This is a genomic window from Candidatus Dadabacteria bacterium, from assembly GCA_026708565.1.
Lineage (GTDB): Bacteria > Desulfobacterota_D > UBA1144 > Nemesobacterales > Mycalebacteriaceae > Mycalebacterium.
Map to the genome: position 1 here is coordinate 1 of JAPOUR010000010.1, position 21,525 is coordinate 21,525.

A 21,525-nucleotide genomic window follows, 5' to 3' on the forward strand; every position below is an offset into this window, starting at 1 on the left:
TTCACCCCGTCCGCCTCATCTCAAACCTCCCTCCCCTGCCGAACGTATTGACAAAATACCCGCGAATGCGGTCTTCACTTTCAATAACGCCGAAAAACAGGGCGGTCAGGTTGCCCGCGTTTGTTTCTCTTTTGATTCTGACAAGATTCTTTGAGTTTTCAGGCGCGTTCGCCGGACGGGGAACTATCTCCCCGGTGATCTTTGAAAGACTCTTTGAAGGGTCGGGGTTTTCCTCCCCCGTTGCCGGGTCTATTAAGTAGTAAGACTCTCCGGATATCCGCTCCCCGCTCCGCTCAAGTATGAGCCTGTGCAGACCCCTCTTTTCCTTCCCGTCCCCGCCGACCGGAAACCCTTCAAGTTCCCACTTTCCGGCAATGTCTTCCATGGCGCGCGGATTACTCTTTGCTCTCTTCGGAGGGCGGCTCTTGTGCGGGAGCGTCCGCCTTTTCTTCCGGGCTTTCAGACTGCTCCGGCTTCTCCTCTGCGGGTTTCTCCTCCGCCTTCGGCTCTTCCTTCACTTCTTCTGCGGGAGCGGCTTGCTCCGCAGGGGGCGCTTCCTCTTTCGGCTTCTCCTCTGCGGGTTTCTCCTCCGCCTTCGGCTCTTCCTTCACTTCTTCTGCTGGGGCGGTTTGCTCCGCAGGGGGCGCTTCCTCTTTCAGCTTCTCTGCGGGTTTCTCTTCCGCTTTCGGCTCTTCCTTCACCTCTTTGGCGGGCGCGGGTTCGGAGGGCTTCTCCTCCGCCTTTGCCTCTTCCTTCGCTTCGGCGGGAGGCTCTGCGGATTTCTCATCCTTCACCCCTTCGGCGGCGGCTTCACCGGCGGGCGCTTCGGTTTTCGGCTCTTCCTTCTTCGGTTCGGGCGGAACGGGCACATTGAGCAGCCCCTCCTCAACCAGAATTTTTATCTTGTCCCGTCCGTTGACCGGCCGCTTGCGGCGGGCGGTTCTGACGGCGTAGCGACCGTCCGCGCGTTTGTAAATGATGAACTCCGGGGTTTTCTTTACTACTTTCATGACTTCCCTTTCTCCTCCGTGATACTCGGTTTTGTTCCCGTCCCTGTAAGGCGGGGGCTAACTCTACAGCATGGGCGAAACTATGCAAACGGGATTTTAGTCTTGAAATGGAGCGCGGTATGGCGCACAATTCGGGGAAAGGAAGAAGCCGCCGGACATCCGGCGCCCGAAACCAATGAACATACTTGTAATACACGGGCCCAATCTGGGCCTTCTCGGCAAAAGAGAGCCCGAAATATACGGAAGCCGCACGCTTGACGACATCAACGCCCTTCTATCCGAAGAGGCGGCGGGACGGAAGGATGTTTCCCTTGAGTTCTTTCAGAGCGATTCCGAGGGCGGCATTGTGGGCGCGATACAGGGCGCGCTCGGGCGGGTTGACGGAATCCTCATCAACCCCGCCGCCTACACGCACACAAGCGTCGCCGTAAGAGACGCCATACTGTCGGTCGGCATCCCGACCGTTGAAGTTCACATATCAAACATCCACAAAAGAGAGGAGTTCAGGCACACCTCTTTTGTGTCTCCCGTGGCGGAGGGCGTGGTGTCGGGCTTCGGCCCGGAAAGCTACCTCCTCGGCCTGCGCGGGCTGGTGGGGCATCTGGTAAAAGGCAAATGAAAGACAACTGGCTTATCAAAGAGCAGTTTCCCGAACGCAGCGCGGAACTGGCAAAAGAGTTGAAAATGAAATCCATTGTGGGGCAACTGCTCATCAACAGAGGGATAGACACGGACGAGAAAGCGGAGGAATTTTTCAAAAGCAGTTTTGTTGACCTTCCCAGCCCGTTCCTGATGGCGGGAATGGAGGAGGCGGTCGCGCGGATGGTAAAAGCGGTGGAGGGCGGCGAAACGGTGGCGGTTTACGGCGACTATGACGCGGACGGCGTGACGGCAACCTCCCTTTTGTGCGATTTTCTGAGAGCGCTCGGCGTTGAAGCCATTTACTTCGCGCCGCACAGAATACGGGACGGATACGGCGTAAACGACAGGGCGGTGGAGGAACTGGGGCGGAAGGGCGCGACCCTTATAGTGTCAACCGACTGCGGCATAAGCGCCGTCCGCGAAGTGAAGACGGCAAAACAGAGTGGCATAGACTTCATCATTACAGACCACCACCTTCCGGGCGACACCCTTCCGGACGCGGTGGCGATTGTAAACCCGAAACTGCCCGACTGCCGCTATCCGGCGAAAAACATCGCCGGCGTGGGAGTGGCGTTCAACCTTGCCCTCGCCCTGAGGGCGCGCCTGAGGGAAAACGGCTTCTTTGACAGCAGGGAAGAGCCGAACATGGCGCGGTATCTGGATCTGGTCGCCATCGGCACGGTTACGGACAGAGTGCCGCTTGAGGGCGTGAACAGGATAATGGTCAAAGAGGGCCTCAGGAGAATGGTGGTGTCCGACAGGCCGGGGATAGAGGCGCTCAAAAGGGTGAGCCGGATAAACTGGCCGCCGACTTCAAGCGACATAGGGTTTCGCATGGGGCCGCGCATAAACGCCGCCGGAAGAATCGGCGAGCCGGAAACCGCCGTTGACCTGCTGCTGTGCGAGAGTTCAAAGAGCGCGGCAAAAATGGCGCGGCGGCTGGACGAGCAGAACAGAGACCGCCAGCGGCTTGAGGGCGAGGCGCTGGAAGAGGCGCTGTCAATGATTGAGGACGACCCCGCAAATGCGGAGCGTGCGTGCGTGGTTCTCGCCTCCAAGGACTGGCATCCGGGCATCATCGGGCCGCTCGCCTCAAAACTGGTTGAAAGATACTCAAAGCCGGTGTTCACCATCGCCATAGGCAAATACGGCGTCGGCAAGGGCTCGGGCAGAACCGTTGCGGGCGTTAACCTCCACGAGGCGCTTAAAACGTGCGGCGGCGCGCTGAGCGAATACGGCGGGCACGCCATGGCGGCGGGAATAACGGTTTCCAACAAAAACATAGATGCCTTCAGAGACGCCTTTGACGAATATGTCAGGGCATCCGCCGCGCCGGAGGCGAAACCCGGAAGAACTCTGGAGATAGACGCAAAAGTGAGCGTTGCCGACCTCTCGGTTGAAATGGTAAAACAGGTTGAGACCCTCGGCCCGTTCGGGAGCGGAAATCCCACCCCCGTTTTTCTTGTTGAGGGCGCGGTGGTGGTTTCGCACGAAATTATGAGGGACGTTCACCTGAAACTGGCTATCGGGCGGGGAGGTGGGGAGGAGACGATTGAGGCGATGTGGTGGAACGCCGCCGGGCGTGGCGGAAGAGCGCCGGAGGATGAAGTGAACATGGTTGTCACGCCGGAGGTAAGAAGGTGGCGCGACCGGGAGTTCGTGGCGCTGAGAGTTGAGGATCTGGAGGAGATGTAACCCGTGAAGAGGGTAACCGTAATCGGCGGCGGGCAGGTGGGAACGCTGCTTGCCGAAGATCTCTCGCAGCAAAGGCACGACGTGGTTCTCGTTGAAACGGAGCGGGAGAGAGCCCGTCTTATCAAAGACAGGCTTGACATACTTTGCATTGAGGGGGACGCGAGCGAGCCGGGCGTGATGGAGCGGGCGGGCGTTGCGGACTCCGATGTGGTTCTGGCCGTTTCGGGGGATGACAAAACCAACATTCTGTGCGCCGCCACGGCGGCCATTCAGGGCGTCGCCAACGTGGTGGCGAAGGTGAGAAACCCCGAATACACCGCCTATATGAACACCCTCAGAAAATACGGGGTGTCCATAATCAATCCGGGCGAGATAATCTCAAACAACATTTACGACACGGTGACGGAATCCCACTTTGCGTGGAGCAAACAGGAGATAGCGGACGGAAAGGTGGAGTTGTTCAAACTCAGGGTGGCCGCCGGGGCAAAGATGCTGGGAACTCCCCTTAAGCAGCTTGAGACCTCCCCGTGGATATTTGTGGGCGTGGCGCGCCAGGGCGAGATGCTTATCCCGTCCGGAGACACCGTTCTTATGGAGGGGGACAGCGTTTACGCCCTCGGCGACTCCTCCATGCTGGACAGCCTGACCGGCGCGATGGGGCTTGCGGATGACACCGGCTCCACAACCGTTGTCATCATCGGCGCGGGGCGGCTCGGAACACTCACGGCGCGCTCCCTTCACAAGAGCGGCGTCTCCGTCAAGGTGGTGGAAAGCGACCCGAAGAGGGCGGCGGAACTCGCGGACGAAGCGCCGGGCGTTATGGTGCTCAGCGGGGACGCGACCGATGTCAAGATACAGAAAGAGGCCGGCGTGGACGCGGCGGACTACCTGATAGCGCTCACCGGGGATGACAGCGAAAACATTCTGAGTTCCCTTCTGGCGCGGCGGCTCGGGGTCAAGAGGAGCATAGTGCTCTACACCAAACCGGACTATGTGGATGTGCTTGAAACCGTCGGGATAGACACCACGGTGAGTGTGCGCATATCGGTTGTGAACGAAATTCTGGGGATGCTTGACCTCGGCGGGCCCGCGCGCACCACCCTTCTTGAGGAGGGGCGCGGCGAAATACTGGAGTTTTCCGTGGGCGAAGACTCCGCAATACTCGGCAAGCCGCTCAAGGAGGCAGACCTGCCCGAAGGCTGCATAGTGGGGGCGTGCGTCCGGGACAACGAAACCATAATCCCCAAGGGCAACTTCACTCCGCAGGCGGGAGACAAGGTGATAGTGTTCACCCTTCCCGAAGCGGTAAAGAAAGTTGAGAAGGCGATATCGTAGGTGAATGTAAAGTTCTGCCTCAACATCCTCGGCAGTTTCATCAGGATACTCGGACTGCTGATGCTTCTTCCGGCCGCCGGGCCGCTTGTCTACGGCGGCGGAGACCTGCCCGCGCTCACCGGTTCGGCGGCAATCACGTTTGCCCTCGGTTTCGGGCTCGTCCGGCTCACGCGGGGCGCGGAAAAGACCGATGAGATAGGCAGAAAAGACGGCTTCCTTATAGCGACCCTTTTCTGGATAGCGGCGAGCATACTCGGCAGCCTCCCGTATCTGCTTTACGGGGTGTTCCCAAACCCGGTGGACGCGCTCTTTGAGTCAACTGCGGGGTTCACCACCACCGGCGCGAGCGTTATCGCGGACATAGAAGCCCTTCCGCACGGCATACTGCTGTGGAGAAACATGACCCAGTGGCTGGGGGGGATGGGAATTGTCGTTCTCGCCATCGCGGTTCTGCCGCGCCTGTCCGTGGGAGGGGGGCGGCTTATGGCGCTTGAGGCGCCGGGACCCTCAACCGAGCGGCTCACGCCGAGAATAGCGGAGACGGCAAAACATATATGGCTTGTTTACGTGGGGCTTTCCGTTCTGCTTGCCGTGCTGCTGAAGTTGTCGGGAATGTCCGTGTTTGACTCCATAGCCCACTCGTTCAGCACGATGTCAACGGGCGGCTTTTCAACAAAAAACGCAAGCATCGGCTCATATTCAAGCCCTATGATAGAGGGCGTCATCACCGTGTTTATGTTCATTGCGGGAGTCAATTTTGTGGTTCACTACTCAATAATCAAAGGGCGGATACGCGACGCGCTGCGGGGGACGGAGTTGCGGTTTTATTTTCTGTTTCTGACGGCGGCGACCCTGATTGTGTCGTTCAACCTGTCGGGAACGGGGGTGTTCGGCGACTTTGGCGAGTCTTTCCGGCGAGCCGTTTTTCAGGTGGTGTCCATCGGAACGGGAACGGGTTTCAGTTCGGATGATTTCGGCGCGTGGCCCGCGCTGTCAACCCTTGTGCTGGTGTGCCTGATGATAACGGGCGGGTGTTCGGGCTCAACTACGGGGGCGGTGAAGCAGTCAAGGATAATAGTGATGCTCGGCAGCTGCCGCCACGAACTGAGAAAACTGGTTTATCCCAACCTTGTGTCGCCGGTGAGGTTTGACGGCAAGAAGGTGGACAGCGCGGCGGTTTCAAACATTGCCGGATTTCTGATCCTCTATGCGGCGGCGGCGCTGCTGGGAACGGGGCTTGTCGCGGCGGCGGCGGACGTGTCTCTTCTGACGGCGTTTTCCGCCGCAGTCGCCTCGGTGGGAAATGTCGGTCCCGGACTGGGCTCGGTGGGGCCCGCGGAGAACTACGCCGCGCTTCCGGACTCCGCCAAGGGGATTTTGTCTTTGCTTATGGTAACGGGCAGACTTGAACTTTATACGATACTGGTTCTGTTCATGCCGGATTTCTGGAGAAGATAGGTTTGAAGTTTTACGAAACTTTCCCCGCGGGCATGAAAGCCGCGGTCGCTCTGGGCAATTTTGACGGAGTCCACCGGGGACACCGGAAGATCATCTCCGCGCTCAAAAGCAAGGCGCTTGAACACGGGGCGCAGTCGTGCGCGGTAACGTTTTACCCGCATCCGCAGAAAATTGTCCGGGACCGTTCCGTCCGCCTGCTCATGCCGTTCGGCGAGAGGCTGCGCCTGCTTGAGGAAACCGGCGTTGACATGGCGGTAAAACTTGAATTCACAAAGGAGTTGTCCCTACTCTCTCCGGAGCGGTTCATAAAGGAGGTGATGGTTGACGGGGCGGGCATGAAGGCGATAGTCGTGGGGCCGCGCTTTGGTTTCGGCAACAGGAGGCGGGGCGATGTGGAAATGCTGAAGACGCTCGGAGAGAGGTTCGGTTTTGAAACCGTGGTTATTGAGCCCGCGATGGAGGGCGGCGGGCGCGTAAGCAGCACGGCAATACGGGAGTTTGTGCTCGGCGGGCGCATGGAGGAGGCGTCCCGCATGCTGGGATACCGCTACCACATCAGGGGGGTTGTGGCTCAGGGGGAAAAGCGCGGAAGGGAGATAGGGTTTCCGACCGTCAACCTTCAAACCGACTGGGAGATGCTGCCAAAGCCGGGCGTTTACGCCACTTTGACCGCCGTTGAGGGCGCGGGAAGCCGCCCCAGCATAAGCAATGTGGGAAGCAGGCCCACGTTCGGCGGCGGCGCAACCGTCATTGAAAGCCACCTGCTTGACACCGGGGGGGATTTCTACGGCAGACAGGCGGTGGTGGAGTTCGTTGAAAGAGTCAGGGATGAGAAAAAATTCGCCTCGGGCGATGAACTTTCCCGTCAGATAGAAAAGGACATCGGGCGCGTCCGCGTCATTTTGAAAAACTGCGGCGGGGGCGGCGGGCTTTGAGCGGAAAGACGGCGCTGTTCGGCATATTCGGCCACCCGGTCTCCCAGAGCCGCAGCCCCGTCATGCACAACGCCGCGTTCAAAGCCCTCGGCATGAACTGCCGCTATGACGCCTACGACATCGCCCCCGGAGAGATAAGGGCGGCGGTTGAAAAAATACGTTCCCTGCCGCTTTCGGGCGTCAACATAACCGTTCCGCACAAGCGGGCTTTTATACCGGAGATGGACTTCCTGTCGCCCGAAGCGCAACTCGCGGGCGCGGTGAACACGGTAAAGAATGAGGGGGGAAGGCTTTCCGGATACAACACGGACACGGAGGGGGCGCTCACCGCGCTGCGCGAAGTGATGGGTTTCAGCCCGGAGGGCGGAAAGGCGCTGGTGGTCGGGGCGGGGGGCGCCGCCGGGGCTCTTGTGCCGGGGCTGTGCATGAAAGGCGCGGCGAGTGTTTTCATCTGCAACAGGACTGCGGAAAAGGCGGAGTCTCTCGGCGGCGAATTCGCCGGAAAGTTTCCCCGGACACGGATTGAGACCTGCGGGCTTTCGGGCGCGGAGACGGAGCGGTTTATGGCGGAGGCGGACATAGTGATAAACTGCTCGTCCGCCGGAATGGAGGGAAACGCGCCGCTCGCGCTGCCGCTTGAGAGGTTCGGGGGGCGTTTCGGGGTTTACGACCTTGTTTACAAGCCCCGCGTAACGCCTCTTGTGGCGGCGGCGAGGGAACTCGGCATAAAAGCGGAGTCGGGAATTGACATGCTGCTTTATCAGGGGGCGAAATCGTTTGAGATATGGACGGGCGCGCGCGCTCCGCTTGAGGTGATGAGAAAAGCCCTCGGCGGCGGATGAAAAAATGGCAAAGTGTTCCATGATGGTTTACGAACCGGCGGACAAAGTTCCGGACGGCGAATACTGGAAGCGATACATAAATTTTTATGAAAAGTTCTGGGACAGGCCCGCCGGTCCGAAGTCGGTGTGGTGGGGCGCGGAATACGATGAGTTCAGGCGCGCCCTTGCGGCGTCTCTGGAAATAAAGGCGGAAGAAGTCCGGGACTGTTTTTTCACAAGAGGGGACGGCGGCCATCTGATATGCCGCATAGACGACCCCGCAACGCTCGGCATTGTTTCCTGCGAAAACTTCATCCCTTTTGAGTGGCTTGCCGCATTTGACGGGGAAAAGCGCGATTTTTTCTACACCCATACGGGCTTCGGGGCAGTCCATCACGATTCAATCTATTATGTGGAAAACATCGCAACCGCGATGGAAAGGATTGAGGCGGCTCGCGGCGCTTTGAAAAATCTTGAGGAAAGCGTCTCAAAATATCCCGAACTGGCGAGGATTAAAGACTTGCCCGAAAGGCTTTCCGAAATGAACGCGTGGCTGCGCGGATTTGACGCCGGAGGGGAAATTGTTTTGAACTACGGGGAGATATGCTCCCACATAACTCAGGATTCAATGAAGAATGAAAACTCTGTAAGCGACCTGAAAAGAATTATCGCCGGTATCGGGAGCGGGGATTTTGAGCAAGCCGAATCGGGTCTGAAATATCTGAATGCAAAATGGGCGGAGATTGCGGAAGCGATTAACAGAAGCGGAAAGCAAAACCCTGACGAGAAATCGGAGATGGAGAATTAAAATTGGCAGGGAAAACTTTGGGAATTACAAAGGAAAGTTGATACCGCAAGTCAAACCTTCTTCATCTGTTAGATAGTTACCTTGTTGACCTTTGGAACAGGATTGCTGGTTTTCAAAGGTTTCGTTACATCGCCCTTGAAATATCCGTCAATCCATATCCGCCTATATTCTTTGGCAGAGGAATACCACTGCCAGCGAAAATGCCCGACAACGGGGAAGTGAAAGTCCGTCCCCACTATGCGGTCATCTCTCCGACCATTATAAACACCGCGCCGCCATCGGACGGTATTGACTTCCACCTTACTGTCAGGGCTGTCTTTGCCAATTCGCTTGCGGTCAGGGCGAGAGAGACCTTTGACCTTTTCTGTAACAACCAATCGTTGCTTCAGGAAGCACAGCATATTGGCGGCAAGCATGAATGCCTCAGTAGTATCAGGCGATTTCTGCCAGAATATGACAGTCCCCTCCTCACCATTATCTCTTGTTCCTATTGTCACTGCTATATTGAATACCTCCCCGCCGGTAATTATCAGCGCCGAGGGAAGGCGCACCCCTTCTTCTGGAACATTGAACAGGTGAATGCCCTGTCCAATATCGGGCGGCAGTCCAATTTTCCCGTAGGTGTCGGGAAATCTTAAATCCATAGCCATCACAGACCTGATTGTGCTGTCAGACCAATACCAAGTCTCTAAACTGGCAACATCAAAATCTAAACTATTTGAATTGCCATAAGCACAAGCCCATGCATTATTCAAGGACAGAAAGCGTTTGACCGCCTCCGCTTCACCGGGCGACCTCGGCGATACTCCGGTATCAACAACACACCGCTCCCACTCTTTTGGCGTGGGAAAGTATTTCTCAATAAACCTGTCGGGTATCCGCTCGGCTTCAGTCATTTGCTCCATTTCCACCCGTCTCTCCGCATTGCTTGTTTAACACAAGCAGTTTTTTCTCTTTTGTTCAAAGAGTCGCCAGAGCAAGAGCGATACTCTCTTCCAACTGCCTTCTTACAACGACCAGACATAAGGGGGTCTGTTATCCCACCACACAAAGTACTCCTCATATCAGACACTTTTATACGGTTAACTAGGGACTGTCCAGCAAATACTACCATCACAATCAGTAAGAAACAGCCAGCAAGGATTCTCCCCCAATCTTGGTGCTCTTTGCGATTTTCATCCTCTCGCTCCCATTTTTCTAATGTCATATCTTTCCTCCTAAGTGCTCACTCTTACCTTTGCTATTACCATCAAGATCAGCTGGAGCAAGTCCAATGTTTTCAGTCTTTCGGGTCATAGCAACATCAATCTATCTTGCTTTCTGAGTTTTCCAATTCTCCTTTATAATTCCAAATGTTTTCATCAGCGATTGACCAGCGCGTCCGCAACCTCTTCAAACCGCTCCGCCTTTTCCTGCCCCGGATGGGTCTCCCCTATCATTCTGTAAACCACAACACCCTCCCTGTCCACAAGATAAAACGCGGGCCAGTAGCGGTTTTTCATTCTTTTCCAGTATGAAAAACTGTTGTCCATCATAACGGGATGTGTTACCCCGAACTCCTTCACTTTCCTTTCCAGATTCCTGCGGCTTTTCTCATGCTCAAACTCAGGCGTGTGTATCCCCACCACGCGGAAATCCTTTCCGGAGAAACGCTCCTCAAGCGCGTGAAGCCACGGAAAAGAGCGGTAGGAATTCCAGCAGTCAAAAGCCCAGAAGTAAACAAGCGTTACTCCGCCCGCAAGGTCGGCTTTTTTAAGCGGCGCGGAGTTTATCCACTCGCCCCCGCCCGCCGAGGTAAATTCGGGAAGCCGCATGTAAACAAAGCCGCCCTCCGCCTCCCGCGCAAACACAAGGACGCAAATCGCGGCGACAACGGCAATTTTGAATGTCTTTACAATCTTCACGGAAGAAACCTGTCCGAAAATCCGCCGGGAGGCAAAACCGGAGAGTCAAACCTGCCGAACCACACGTAACGCCTCGCCGCCACCTGACCGTAAATAAAATCCCTCGCGCGGCGGGGAATATAACTTAAAACACCCGCAAGCCGCCACAGGCCGCCCAGCCCCGCGACCGTTTTTATAACCGCATCCGAGCCGAAGAAAACCTTTTGCCCCTCCGCAAGAACTATGACCCTACCGCGCGCACCGGCGGGGATTTGAGCAAAACGCTCCGCAGTTTTCCCTTGCAGTGGGGAGAAAAGGAACTTTTTTTCACGGTCTCTTTTCAGAACAAATCTGACAAACCCGTCGCAAAGACCGCAAACACCGTCAAAAAAAACTATCGGGCGGTTCAAGAAAACACCGCGAGCAGTATTCCCGCCGCGACCGCAGAGCCGAGAACCCCCGCCACATTGGGGCCCATCGCGTGCATCAAAAGCACGTTTTGAGGGTCTTCCCTCGCGCCCACTTCCTGAGACACCCTCGCCGCCATCGGCACGGCGGACACGCCCGCTGAGCCGATAAGCGGATTGATTTTGTTTGAGGAAAACAGGTTGAGCATCTTCGCCTTTAAGACGCCCGCCGCCGTCCCGATGCAGAAAGCCACTATTCCGAGCAGAAGTATCCCTATGGTTTCAATCGTCAAAAACTCCTCCGCCGAAAGTTTGGAGCCGACACCGAGACCGAGAAAGATGGTTGTTATATTTATCAGGGCGTTTTTCGCCGTGTCCGAGAGGCGGTCAACAACGCCGCACTCCTTCATCAGGTTGCCGAACATAAAAAACCCGATAAGCGGAGCCGCCGAGGGAAGAAAAAGCGCGCACAGAGCGACTGCGGTGAGCGGGAAGAGAATCTTCTCCTTTTTGCCGACCGGCCTGAGCTGCTTCATCCTTATCATCCTCTCCTCTTTGGTGGTCAGAGCCTTCATTATCGGCGGCTGAATAAGCGGAACAAGCGCCATATAGGAGTAAGCGGCGACTGAAATGGCCCCCAGAAGCCGGGGCGAGAGTTGAGACGAAACGTATATCGCCGTGGGGCCGTCCGCGCCGCCTATGATGCCGATTGACGCGGCGTCTGCAAACGAAAAGTTTATGCCGTCCACAACCTGAGTGAGCGCGAGCGCGCCAATCAGGGTCGCAAAGATGCCGAACTGCGCCGCCACGCCCAGAAGTATGGTCTTGGGATTGGCGAGAAGGGGCCCGAAGTCCGTAAGCGCGCCGACCCCCATGAAGATGATAAGCGGGAATATGCCCGTCTTTATTCCCGCCTCATAGACGTAGTGAAGTATGCCGCCCGCCTCGTTGATGCCCGAAAGCGGAATGTTTGAAAGCACGCACCCGAAGCCGATGGTAACCAGCAGAAGCGGCTCAAAACCCTTGGAGATGCCGAGATACAGAAGCAAAAAGCCCACGGCAACCATCACCAGCCGCCCGGGGCCCTCCGTCCATGACGATTCGTAGGAGAAAAATCCGCTCACTCCCGTCTCCCCGGCAAGATTTTTGAATATCTCTCCGAGAGAGGGAAGTTCCGCGCCCCCGGCTCCGGACGCAAAGGCGGGGTAAACAAAAAATACGGTTGCGGCAAGCGCCGCCGTGAACAGCAACAGTTTTCTCATCCGCGACACCGAGATCATCCGGGGGCGATTGTCAGCAAAACCTGCCCGGCTTCAACAACATCACCCGCGCTCACCTCAACGGACTCCACAACGCCGGAGCACGGGGCGACCACGGGCGTTTCCATCTTCATCGCCTCAAGCACAAGAAGGGGCTGGTTTTCCTCAACCCTGTCTCCGGCTGAAACGGAAACCTTGTAAACATTTCCGGGAACGGACGCCTCAAGGGGCACGGTGCTTCCGCCGCCCGAAGGCGCCTGCTTCTGAGCGGCGGGCTCCCGGTCGCCCCCGCCGCCTATGCTTACCGAGTAGTCCCTGCCGTCAACATTCACGGAGAAATCGTCTCCCTTTCTGCCGACGCGCACGGCGTAGTTTTTGCCGTCAATGGTCGCCGTAAAAGCGTCCGGAGCCTTGCCCGCGTCTTTGCCCCCCTGCGGGGCGGCGCTTTCGCCCTTTCTCACATTTACGGAAAAGTCGCCTTTTAAGAAATCAAGCCCCTTGTTGCCGCCCGGAGTGGCAAGCGCCCCCACTATGAAGATGTTCTCCTCGTTTACGGGAAGCCCCTCTTTTTCAAGTGTCTGTGTGGCGGCGGGAATGCCGGGCTCTATGATTTCAAGCGGGTCGCCGCTGAAGCGGGACTTGCCCATCTGCTCTTCGGCTATCTTCACCACTTCAGGGTCGGGCGGGACGGGCGTGCGGCCAAAATACCCGAGAACCATGTTGCCGTATCCGTCCGTTATCTTGTTCCACTTGCCCTGCGTCACATTGGCAAACGCCTGCTGAAAGTAAAACTGCGAAACCGGCGTTACCGAAGTTCCGAACCCGCCCTTTGCCACACATTCCGACATCGCCTCTATAACCTTCGGATAAAGGTCAAGCGTGTTGGTGTCGCGCATCATCATGGTGTTGGCGGTCAGCGCGCCGCCCGGCATGGGGGAGAGCAGCACCTCGGACGAAATTCCAAGCGCCTCCGGCGGAAAGTAGTAGTCTTTCATGCACTCCTTGAAAACCGCATTCGCCTCAAGGATTTTTTCAGGGTCAACATCAAGGGTGTAGTCCGTCCCCTTGAGCGCGTTGCACATGGAAATGATGTCGGGCTGCGCCGTGCCGCCCGAAACCGGGGCTCTGGACACGCATATTCCATCGCAACCGGCCTCTATCGCGGCGGTGTATTGCGCCACCCCCTGCGCGGCGGTCTCATGAGTGTGAACCCACAGCACGGTGTCGCCGCCGACAATCTCCCTCGTGCCCTTCACCGTATCGTAGACCTTGCGCGGGTTTGATGTCCCCGAAGCGTCTTTGAAGCAGATGGAGTCAAACGGAAGGCCGCTGTCAAGTATTTCGCGGACCTTGGATATGTAAAAAGCGGAGTCATGAGCGCCCTCGCATCCGGGGGGAAGCTCCATCATCGTTACCACGACCTGATGGTGGAGGCCCGCATCCGCTATGCAACGGGCGGAATACTCAAGGTTTCTCACGTCGTTGAGGGCGTCAAAGTTGCGTATGTGCGTTATGCCGTGCTTTTTGAACATGCGCGCGTGAAGGTCAATCATGTCCTTGGGCTGCGCCGAAAGGGCGACCACATTGATGCCTCTGGCAAGGGTCTGGAGGTTGGCGTCCGGACCGGCGGCGGCCCTGAACCTGTCCATCATGTCAAACGCGGACTCCCCGCAGTAAAGGAAGAGACTCTGAAACCTTGCCCCTCCTCCCGCCTCAAAGTGCGTGATTCCCGCGCGGGCGGCGGCCTCAACCGCCGGAATAAAGTCTTCGGTCAGCACCCGCGCCCCGAAGAAAGACTGAAAGCCGTCCCTGAAAGATGTGTCCTGAAACAGTATTTTCTTCATGGTCTTAACCCTTTTGCGACATGTGGAGGGAAACTGCGGCCGATATGACGGCGGCAACCCGGCCGGTGTCCGCCCCGGAAGGGGGCTGCGGCGCGGGCGACTCTTCTCCGCCGAAGAATCGCTCTGAAATTTTTATCATTAAAAGCAAAGCCGCCAGAAAGACGTAAACCACAAACATCCCCGCCAGCATCAGTTTGAGCCCTTCAACAATCATGGAATTTCCCCTTTGATTTAACAGCAACGGGACGCTTTGTCAACTTGACCGCGCTCCGCCATGTGGTAGTGTTGAGGCATTCTGTTATGAAAAGAACTTTTCAACCTCACAGGAAAAAGGCGGTGAGAGTCCACGGCTTCCGGGCAAGGATGGCCACGGTGGGCGGGCGTCGCGTTTTGAAAAGAAGAATGGACAAGGGCAGACGCATTTTGACCGTCCAGTTCCGGTCAAAATGAGCGGCGGCAGACTCCGCAAAAGAGAAAAACTGATGGAAAAAACCGACTATGTGCGCGTCCTGAGAAAAGGCAGGAGGTTCTCCTCCCGCAATTTCTCCGTTGCCACGGCGGAAAACGGGTTCGGATTCGCGCGAATCGGGCAGATAGTGGCGAAAAAAAATGTTCCCTCGGCGGTCTCAAGGAATAAAATCAAGCGCCGTTTCAGGGAAGTCTTCAGGCTGAACAAACAGAGATTCGGTTCAAACGACGTCGTATTCATGGCAAAGAACGACTCGTCAAACCTCCCCTTCCCGGCAGTCAGCGGCGAGCTTCTCGGACTGGTGGGCGGGGAGAACTGATATGGCGGCGCGCGCGGCGGTCAGGTTCGCGGTCTTTCTTGTGGAGGTTTACAGGACGGCGGTCTCGCCCCTTCTGGGGCCTCACTGCCGGTTTCATCCGAGTTGTTCGCAATATGCGGCGGACGCGCTGAAAACCCACGGCCTCAAAACCGGCGGCTTTATGGCGCTTGGAAGAATCGCAAGATGCCACCCCCTCAGCCGGGGCGGCTACGACCCCGTAAAACCGGCGAAGTAACACCATGCGGGACGACAATCTCACTTTCAACTACATAGTTTTTGCGGTTCTGGCCATAGGGGTCATCTTCGGATACTCAAAGATGTTCCCGCCGCCGGGGGCCGCTCCCGCGGCAAAGGAGGAGACCGCCGCGCCGGAGAAAACCCAAAACCGCACCCCCGCTCCCTCCGAACCCGTTCGCGGGACGGACCTCTGGGCTCACGACTCCCGCCCGCCGGGAGAGTTCGTGGAGATTGACACGCCGCTCTACACCGCGCGCGTTGACACCGGAAGCGGAGAGATAACCTCGTGGGTGCTCAAACATTATCGCGAGAGCCCGGAGCCCGGCTCACCGCCGCTTAACCTGATTTCAGACCAGTCAACCGCGCCCGAGGCCGCGCTCTCTTTTGAGGACGGAACAAAAGCCGCGCCGTTCAAATACGACGGGGAGCAAACCGTCAGGGTTGAGGGGCTTGCAAGGGAGGTTGCGCTCACCTACCGGAGCGGCGGCGTCCGGGTGGTCAAAAAGTTGTCGTTTTCGCCGGACACCTACATCATAGGCGGCAGGTATGAGATAACCAACACTTCCGGGCGGACGTTTGAATACGCCTCCCATTTCCTGCAGAACGGCGAAGTGAAACAGGGCTCTTACGGCCCCGCCGAAGCGCTTGTCCTGTCCGTGGCGGGGGAGAGAAAACAGTTCAACGGCGCGGACGACGCCGGACAGACGCTTTCGGGAAGAGTGGACTGGCTGGGATTTTCAAAAAAATACTTCATACTCGCCGCCCTTCCGGAGTCCGGGGAGTTGACCGAGGTTCACACCGGCAGGGCGGGCGGGAACATGGTAAAAACCCGTTTTTCCTACGGAAGATTTTCCGTTCCGCCGGGCGGGGTGTCCGTGCGCAGGTGGAAGGCGTATATGGGGCCCAAGCGCGAAAGCCTGCTCAGAGGCGCGGGCTACGGATTTGAAAACGCGATTGACTACGGATGGTTCGGAACGCTCTCCAAACTGGCGGTGCGGGTTCTGAAATACACCGACCGCTTCTTTAACAACTACGGAATCTCCATACTTGTAATAACGCTGGTATTCCGGCTGCTGTTCCTGCCCCTCTCCATACGGGGAATGAGGTCAATGAAGGACATGCAGAAAAAGATGGAGAGAATCAAGCCCAAACTGGACGCCCTCAAGGAGAAGTTCAAGGGCGACAAGAAACGCCAGAACGAAGAGATGATGAGGCTTTACACAAGCCACGGAATCAACCCCCTGAGCAGCCTCGGCGGATGCCTGCCGATGCTGGCTCAAGTGCCGGTCTTCATAGCGCTTTACTACGGGCTGCTTTACTCAATAGACCTGCGGCACAGTTCATTTCTCTGGATAGACGACCTGTCCGCGCCCGAAAACCTGTTCAACATACCGTGGACACCCGTGCCGTTCAGGATACTTCCGCTGGCAATGGGGATTTCGTGGTGGTTCTCAACAAAACTTACGCCAACCCCCGCCGCGGGCGACACAGCCGCCATGCAGGCGAAAATAATGCAATTTATGCCCGTTGTATTCACGTTCATAATGTGGGACTTTCCGTCCGGTCTGGTTCTCTACTGGACGGCGAGCAACCTGCTGAGCGTGGCGCAACAGGTATATATAAACCGGAGCGGGTGAGCGGCGGGAAATAAAAACAAGGAGGAAAAGTTGTCATGAGAGAGACGGAAAAAGAAGCGCCCACAACGGAAGAGGCGATTGAAGAGGCCCTGATTGAACTGGGCGTTCAGAGAGAGGAGGTTGAGGTTGAAGTGCTGCGCGAGCCCTCGCGCGGAATTCTGGGAATAGGCGGCAGAAAGGCAAAGGTGAGCGTCCGGCTCAGGCGCGGAGGCGGCGGAGGCGGACGCCCCGGCGAAGGCCGGGATACCGGCGGGCCCCCCGTACATTCCGAAAAAGTGCCCGCCGAGGCCGAAGAGGCGGTCAAGGGCATTTTAGACATTATGGGCATCGCCCACAAAGTGAAGGTGTCCGAAACGGACTCGGCGGTTGAGGTTGACCTCAAAGTGGAAGAGTCTCAGGGGCTTCTGATAGGCAAATACGGCGAAACGCTCAGGAGTCTTGAGTACGTGGTGGCAAGGATAGTGTCCGCAAAAACCGGCAAACAGCCCAACCGCGGCAAGAGGATCTCAATTGACATCAACGGCTACAAACGGGAACGGGAAAAGGAGCTTGAGAGAAAGGCGACCGAAGCGGCGAGAAAGGTGATTGAATCCGGAAGGCCGTTCACTTTCCACAGAATGCAGGCTTACGAGAGAAAGGTTGTCTACACGGCGGTCAAGGACATGGAAGGAATAAAATTTGAGACCAAAGAGGACGGCAACGCCAAGAAAATAACCTTCCTGCCGGACGCAAAGTAGCCCCACGCCGTGCGCGACAAGGCAGGGCAGTTCCTTGAAACAATAACCGCCGCCGCTCCGGCGGCGGTTCTCACGGGAGCGGGCGTAAGCACGGAGTCCGGCATACCGGACTACCGGTCTCCCGGCGAGGGAATGTGGGAGAAAATGGACCAGTCCGTGGTGTCTCTGGACGGGTTTATGCAAAACCCCGCCGCCTACTACTCATACGCTCTGGAACTGCATCCCGTGCGCAGCACGGCAAAGCCGAATGCGGGTCATCTGCTGTTTGCCGAACTTGAGCGGCGCGGGCTGACAAACGGCGTCATCACGCAGAATGTGGACGGCCTTCACCACGAGGCCGGGTCGCGGGTGGTGCGCGAACTTCACGGCTCAATCAGGCGGACGGTGTGCCTTGCGTGCGGCGGCGCAACGCCGATGGACGAGGTGATGGAAAGGGTTAAAAAGGGCGAGTCCGCCCCCGTGTGCAAGTGCGGCGGCGTTCTGAAACCGGACGCGGTTTTCTTCGGCGAGCCGCTTCCCTCAGAGCCCTGGAATGAAGCCGTAAAGGCGGTTGAAGAGGCGGGCGTCCTTATAGTGGCCGGGTCGTCTCTGGTTGTAACGCCCGCAAGCATGCTGCCGCAAACAGCGCTCCGCGCCGGAGCGAAACTCATAATCCTGAACCGGACGGAAACGCCCTACGATGAATACGCCGACCTTGTGGTCAGGGAAAATATCTCCCTGTTTGCCGCTGCGGTCGGCGATATGCTGAGTGTCAGTAACTGAAGCCGTTCGGGCGGAGACCGATACCGGTTTGAAACCTTACCGCATGGGGGCCCCAGTCGTAACCGATGCCCGCCGTGAGAAACACCTTGTTTGAAAGGGAAATGTTCACAACCCCGTCAACCGCCATGCCGTCACTGAGCTCCTCAATGGAGCGGTATGAGCCGGAAAGCAACAGTGAAAGCCGTCCCTGAGAGAATTCGGCTCCCGCCTCCCCTCCCCAGGAAAGTTCGGTCTCCCGTTTATTTCTGTCAGTCTCCGTCCGCACCCTTGAGGTGACGATGCCCATTGTGGGAGCGATGAACAGCTTGGCGTGCGGCGTTACCTGCTTGTAGGCAACGGCCTTTGCCGCCGTGTCAAAAACCCACGTCTTGAGACTGTTGCGTGACCCCTGTGAGTATGCCGTCTCGGTTACAAACACCCAGTGCTCGCCCTGAAACAGTCGGGTGTCCACCTGAAAACCCTGCAACCGTTTTGCGGTTGAATCGTCATCCAGTTCGCCACCGTACTCTCTTGAGATAAACTTTGTGACGATGTTCGCGCCATCTTCAAGCACGCTGTGACCTCCCTCCGCCCCGATTGACGGGGTCGCGACGGCAAAGGCCGCCGACAACATAAAAGCCACAGAAAGTAAAACTCTCTTCATTACTATAGCCCTCCTACGAAGCTAAATGGACCTGCCAACTTGGAAATGCAGTCCTCCCCGCGACCCATATTAAACAATAAGTCGCCGTTAAACAAGAGGAATTTGCGCCTCAGGCCGCTTTCTTTCTCTGAACAAGTATCACCCACCTGCCCTTCTGAACAACCTCATCACTCTGATTGAGAACCTCAAGTTCCCAGATGAGGAAGCCCATTTCGGGTCTCTTGTGCTCGCGTTTCTCCGCGAGTTTGCGCTTTATCCTTACGGTGTCGCCAAACTTGACCGCTCCGGAAAAACGCCAGTCTTCAAGTCCCATAAACGCAATGGTGGCAAGCCTCGGCATCGTGAACCAGAGCCCCGAAGATATGGAGAGGACACAAAGCCCGTGCGCCACCCGCGTTTTGAAAACCGTCTTTTTTGCAAACTCCTCGTCTATGTGCATGTTGTTGAAGTCCGCGGAAAGCCCGGCAAAGTTTACAACATCGGCCTCGGTAACAGTCCTGCCGGTGCTCTCATGCTCCTCGCCGACCTCTATGTCTTCGTAAAAAATCTTTGACATTCTCTTATCCTCCCGCGCTCAAGCCGAAACCGGACGAAACTTCGGAAGCGTTACCTCTTCCGTCACGTCATCAAAAACGACTTCAACCTCCATTCCTATCTTCACGTCGTTAACATCGCACTCAACAATGTTTGTCATCATCTTCACGCCTTCGTCAAGTTCCACAAGCGCCACGACATACGCGCCGTCCTCCTTGTAGGCCTTTGTGGGGCCCATGTGGTGGATGGAAAACGTCCACACCCTGCCCCTTCCCGGAGACTTTACCCATTCAATGTCGGCGCTCATGTCATCCCCCGGGGAGAAAGCCCTCGGGTAAAAGAAGAATTCGCCGCTCTGCTTTGAGCGGGGCAGCATAAGGCTGTGCTGTTTGCAGCCGTCCCAGAACGGCTTTGTTTCCGGCCTGAACTCCGGAAGCGGTTTTGCGTATTTTCCTTCAGCCATTTTTCATATCCTCCTGATTGTCTGCTCTTTCAGTTCAGCGGCTGGTTGCCGAGAACAATGGTGCTGTGGGCGGAAACTATGCCGCCGTTGCCGTGAACAAGCGCGACCTCCGCGCCGTCAACCTGCCGTTTTCCGGCCCCGCCGCGAAGCTGGAGGGTTGCCTCAACCACATGGTGCATGGCCCCCAGATGCGCCTGGGAGAGAAGCCCCCCGTGCGTGTTGACCGGCAGGTCCTTGCCGCGTTCCATCCTTCCCTCAAGCGCGAACGGCCCCCCCTCTCCGGGTTTTACAAATCCGAGGCCCTCAAGTTCAAGCAGAACCGTGATGGTGAAGCAATCGTAAAGGAACGCCACATCAACATCACCGGCGCTGATTCCGGCAGTGCCGAACGCCTTGTCGCCCGAGGTTTTGACCGCGGAGTATATCTGCCCGAGGTCATGGAGCGTGGTCAGATACTGGTGCGAGTAGCCCTGTCCCATTCCCCAGAGGTAGGCAAGGTTGTTGTCTATGCCGAGTTCTTTCGCCTTTTCCTCGGTGGTGAGGATAAAGGCGCATCCGCCGTCGGAGATGATGGAGCAGTCGTATTTAGTGAGCGGCTCGGCGATGACGCGCGAACCCATAACCTCCTCAATGGTGAGCGGGTCTTTGTTCATCGCGTTCTCTTTGTCCGCCGCGTGTTTTCTCATGGTTGTGGCAACCGCGGCAAGGTGCTCCCTGCTGTTGCCGTATTCGTGCAGATACCTCTGCGCGGCAAGCGCGTATCCGCCCGGAGTGGTAAGCCCGTAGGGAAACTCAAACTCCGCATGGCACATCTCCCTTATAAGGGCGACCATTCCCGAAGAGGATATTCCCGAAAGCGTGTTGTCTCCCCTGACGCAGAGGACGACATCGGCCTGCCCGGAGGCGATTGCCATTGCCGCCTCGGCGGCCATCCAGACGGCGGTTGAGCCGCCGACCGCTATGGAAGAAAAGAATTTCGGATTCATGCCGAAGTAGTCGGCAAAAGTGGTGCAGTGCATAAAGGTCTGCTCCACAAGAGAAAACGCCGTTACGAGGCCGTCAACATCGGTCTTTTTGATTCCGGCGTCCTCTATTGCCAGTTTTGACGCCTCCGAAAGGAAATGAAATGAACTTTTGTCGGGAATCTTCCCCTGATCGGTCTCGCCGACTCCGGCGATAACGATTTTGTGTTTCTTAAGAAGCTCTCGCGCCTCTTTCATGCCAAGTTCCGCACTCATTGAAGTTACTCCCCCTTGTTTTGAATAAGCGGACGCTTATACTACAACCGGAAGCGTCCCGTGTCAAACACAAGGGGGCAACAAAGTAAATGGCTGTTCTAAAACCGGAAGAGATACGCAAGAGGGCGGCAAAGCTGCCGGGCGGCGCCTGGAAGGCGGGGAAAAGCACCATACGCGCGGACTTTACGTTTGCAAACTTCTCTGTGGCTCTCGCGTTTGTTGTCCGCGCGGGGCTTGAGGCCGAAAAGGCCGACCACCACCCGGACATCCTGATGCACGGCTGGAAGCGGGTCAGAATCACCCTCTCCACCCACAGCGAGGGGGGAGTAACAAAAAAGGACTTCGCGCTCGCGAAGAAGGTTTCAGAACTGGCTGAGGAAATGAAGTGA

At 57.0% G+C, this 21,525-nt stretch carries 26 protein-coding genes; 14 read left to right on the plus strand and 12 right to left on the minus strand.

Features of this window, described 5'->3' with window-relative positions; translation table 11 throughout:
- Position 1: 1 nt before the first annotated feature.
- On the minus strand, positions 2-385 hold the full coding sequence (locus OXF42_01810; protein ID MCY4046831.1) for a hypothetical protein: 384 nt from the start codon (positions 383-385) through the stop codon (positions 2-4).
- Between the two features lie 10 nt (positions 386-395).
- Positions 396-1,010: a hypothetical protein gene (locus tag OXF42_01815; GenBank protein ID MCY4046832.1), complete on the minus strand. Its 615-nt coding sequence runs from the start codon at positions 1,008-1,010 to the stop codon at positions 396-398.
- Between the two features lie 175 nt (positions 1,011-1,185).
- On the opposite strand from OXF42_01815, the gene aroQ reads away from it, so the two are divergent.
- From aroQ to OXF42_01850, 7 genes are read left to right on the plus strand one after another with little or no spacing between them, the layout of a single operon-like run.
- Positions 1,186-1,629 carry a type II 3-dehydroquinate dehydratase gene (gene aroQ, locus OXF42_01820; protein ID MCY4046833.1) on the plus strand — a complete coding sequence of 148 codons (444 nt, stop codon included), beginning with the start codon at positions 1,186-1,188 and terminating at the stop codon, positions 1,627-1,629.
- Entirely contained in the window at positions 1,626-3,347 is a 1,722-nt protein-coding gene (recJ, locus tag OXF42_01825; protein ID MCY4046834.1) for a single-stranded-DNA-specific exonuclease RecJ, read from the plus strand. Before aroQ ends, recJ begins: the two co-directional genes overlap by 4 nt.
- A 3-nt stretch (positions 3,348-3,350) precedes the next feature.
- A complete protein-coding gene (gene trkA / locus OXF42_01830; protein ID MCY4046835.1) occupies positions 3,351-4,682 on the plus strand; it encodes a Trk system potassium transporter TrkA in 1,332 nt (443 codons plus the stop codon).
- Positions 4,683-6,140, plus strand: a complete 1,458-nt coding sequence (locus tag OXF42_01835) for a TrkH family potassium uptake protein (protein MCY4046836.1) — start codon at positions 4,683-4,685, stop codon at positions 6,138-6,140.
- A gap of 2 nt (positions 6,141-6,142) precedes the next feature.
- Positions 6,143-7,075, plus strand: a complete 933-nt coding sequence (locus OXF42_01840) for a bifunctional riboflavin kinase/FAD synthetase (GenBank protein ID MCY4046837.1) — start codon at positions 6,143-6,145, stop codon at positions 7,073-7,075.
- Complete coding sequence (gene aroE, locus OXF42_01845; GenBank protein ID MCY4046838.1) at positions 7,072-7,917, plus strand: shikimate dehydrogenase; 846 nt, start codon at positions 7,072-7,074, stop codon at positions 7,915-7,917. The genes OXF42_01840 and aroE overlap by 4 nt, the downstream gene beginning before the upstream one ends.
- A 4-nt stretch (positions 7,918-7,921) precedes the next feature.
- A complete protein-coding gene (locus OXF42_01850; protein MCY4046839.1) occupies positions 7,922-8,704 on the plus strand; it encodes a hypothetical protein in 783 nt (260 codons plus the stop codon).
- 68 nt (positions 8,705-8,772) lie between these two features.
- Here OXF42_01850 and OXF42_01855 read toward each other — a convergent pair whose 3' ends face one another.
- From OXF42_01855 to OXF42_01880, 6 genes are all read right to left on the minus strand, one after another.
- The gene (locus tag OXF42_01855; protein MCY4046840.1) at positions 8,773-9,600 is read right to left on the minus strand and encodes a hypothetical protein; all 828 of its coding nucleotides are present in this window, start codon (positions 9,598-9,600) and stop codon (positions 8,773-8,775) included.
- A 465-nt stretch (positions 9,601-10,065) separates the two neighbouring features.
- Positions 10,066-10,608 (minus strand): redoxin family protein, encoded by a 543-nt coding sequence (locus OXF42_01860; GenBank protein MCY4046841.1) that lies wholly within the window; start codon positions 10,606-10,608, stop codon positions 10,066-10,068.
- On the minus strand, positions 10,605-10,997 hold the full coding sequence (locus OXF42_01865) for a DCC1-like thiol-disulfide oxidoreductase family protein (protein ID MCY4046842.1): 393 nt from the start codon (positions 10,995-10,997) through the stop codon (positions 10,605-10,607). The genes OXF42_01860 and OXF42_01865 overlap by 4 nt, the downstream gene beginning before the upstream one ends.
- Positions 10,994-12,061 carry a sodium ion-translocating decarboxylase subunit beta gene (locus OXF42_01870; GenBank protein MCY4046843.1) on the minus strand — a complete coding sequence of 356 codons (1,068 nt, stop codon included), beginning with the start codon at positions 12,059-12,061 and terminating at the stop codon, positions 10,994-10,996. The genes OXF42_01865 and OXF42_01870 overlap by 4 nt, the downstream gene beginning before the upstream one ends.
- A gap of 209 nt (positions 12,062-12,270) precedes the next feature.
- Positions 12,271-14,097 (minus strand): biotin/lipoyl-binding protein, encoded by a 1,827-nt coding sequence (locus tag OXF42_01875; GenBank protein ID MCY4046844.1) that lies wholly within the window; start codon positions 14,095-14,097, stop codon positions 12,271-12,273.
- A gap of 4 nt (positions 14,098-14,101) precedes the next feature.
- Positions 14,102-14,311, minus strand: coding sequence for an OadG family protein (locus OXF42_01880; GenBank protein MCY4046845.1), 210 nt, complete (start codon positions 14,309-14,311; stop codon positions 14,102-14,104).
- An 86-nt stretch (positions 14,312-14,397) separates the two neighbouring features.
- Here OXF42_01880 and rpmH point away from each other — a divergent pair, with 86 nt between their 5' ends.
- From rpmH to OXF42_01910, 6 genes are read left to right on the plus strand one after another with little or no spacing between them, the layout of a single operon-like run.
- Complete coding sequence (rpmH, locus tag OXF42_01885) at positions 14,398-14,547, plus strand: 50S ribosomal protein L34 (GenBank protein MCY4046846.1); 150 nt, start codon at positions 14,398-14,400, stop codon at positions 14,545-14,547.
- The gene (rnpA, locus tag OXF42_01890) at positions 14,544-14,885 is read left to right on the plus strand and encodes a ribonuclease P protein component (GenBank protein MCY4046847.1); all 342 of its coding nucleotides are present in this window, start codon (positions 14,544-14,546) and stop codon (positions 14,883-14,885) included. The genes rpmH and rnpA overlap by 4 nt, the downstream gene beginning before the upstream one ends.
- A gap of 1 nt (position 14,886) precedes the next feature.
- Positions 14,887-15,120 carry a membrane protein insertion efficiency factor YidD gene (yidD, locus tag OXF42_01895; protein MCY4046848.1) on the plus strand — a complete coding sequence of 78 codons (234 nt, stop codon included), beginning with the start codon at positions 14,887-14,889 and terminating at the stop codon, positions 15,118-15,120.
- A 4-nt stretch (positions 15,121-15,124) separates the two neighbouring features.
- Complete coding sequence (gene yidC, locus OXF42_01900; GenBank protein MCY4046849.1) at positions 15,125-16,759, plus strand: membrane protein insertase YidC; 1,635 nt, start codon at positions 15,125-15,127, stop codon at positions 16,757-16,759.
- Between the two features lie 35 nt (positions 16,760-16,794).
- Positions 16,795-17,496: a Jag N-terminal domain-containing protein gene (locus OXF42_01905; protein MCY4046850.1), complete on the plus strand. Its 702-nt coding sequence runs from the start codon at positions 16,795-16,797 to the stop codon at positions 17,494-17,496.
- Positions 17,497-17,505: 9 nt separating this feature from the next.
- Positions 17,506-18,258: a Sir2 family NAD-dependent protein deacetylase gene (locus OXF42_01910; protein ID MCY4046851.1), complete on the plus strand. Its 753-nt coding sequence runs from the start codon at positions 17,506-17,508 to the stop codon at positions 18,256-18,258.
- Here the strand turns inward: OXF42_01910 and OXF42_01915 are convergent.
- The 4 genes from OXF42_01915 to OXF42_01930 form a co-directional block, all read right to left on the minus strand.
- Entirely contained in the window at positions 18,248-18,901 is a 654-nt protein-coding gene (locus OXF42_01915) for a hypothetical protein (protein ID MCY4046852.1), read from the minus strand. The genes OXF42_01910 and OXF42_01915 overlap by 11 nt on opposite strands.
- Positions 18,902-19,010: 109 nt before the next feature.
- Entirely contained in the window at positions 19,011-19,457 is a 447-nt protein-coding gene (locus OXF42_01920; protein MCY4046853.1) for a MaoC/PaaZ C-terminal domain-containing protein, read from the minus strand.
- Between the two features lie 18 nt (positions 19,458-19,475).
- The gene (locus OXF42_01925) at positions 19,476-19,898 is read right to left on the minus strand and encodes an OB-fold domain-containing protein (GenBank protein MCY4046854.1); all 423 of its coding nucleotides are present in this window, start codon (positions 19,896-19,898) and stop codon (positions 19,476-19,478) included.
- 29 nt (positions 19,899-19,927) lie between these two features.
- Positions 19,928-21,136: a thiolase family protein gene (locus OXF42_01930; GenBank protein ID MCY4046855.1), complete on the minus strand. Its 1,209-nt coding sequence runs from the start codon at positions 21,134-21,136 to the stop codon at positions 19,928-19,930.
- 89 nt (positions 21,137-21,225) lie between these two features.
- Between OXF42_01930 and OXF42_01935 the strand changes: the two genes are divergently transcribed.
- The gene (locus tag OXF42_01935) at positions 21,226-21,525 is read left to right on the plus strand and encodes a 4a-hydroxytetrahydrobiopterin dehydratase (GenBank protein MCY4046856.1); all 300 of its coding nucleotides are present in this window, start codon (positions 21,226-21,228) and stop codon (positions 21,523-21,525) included.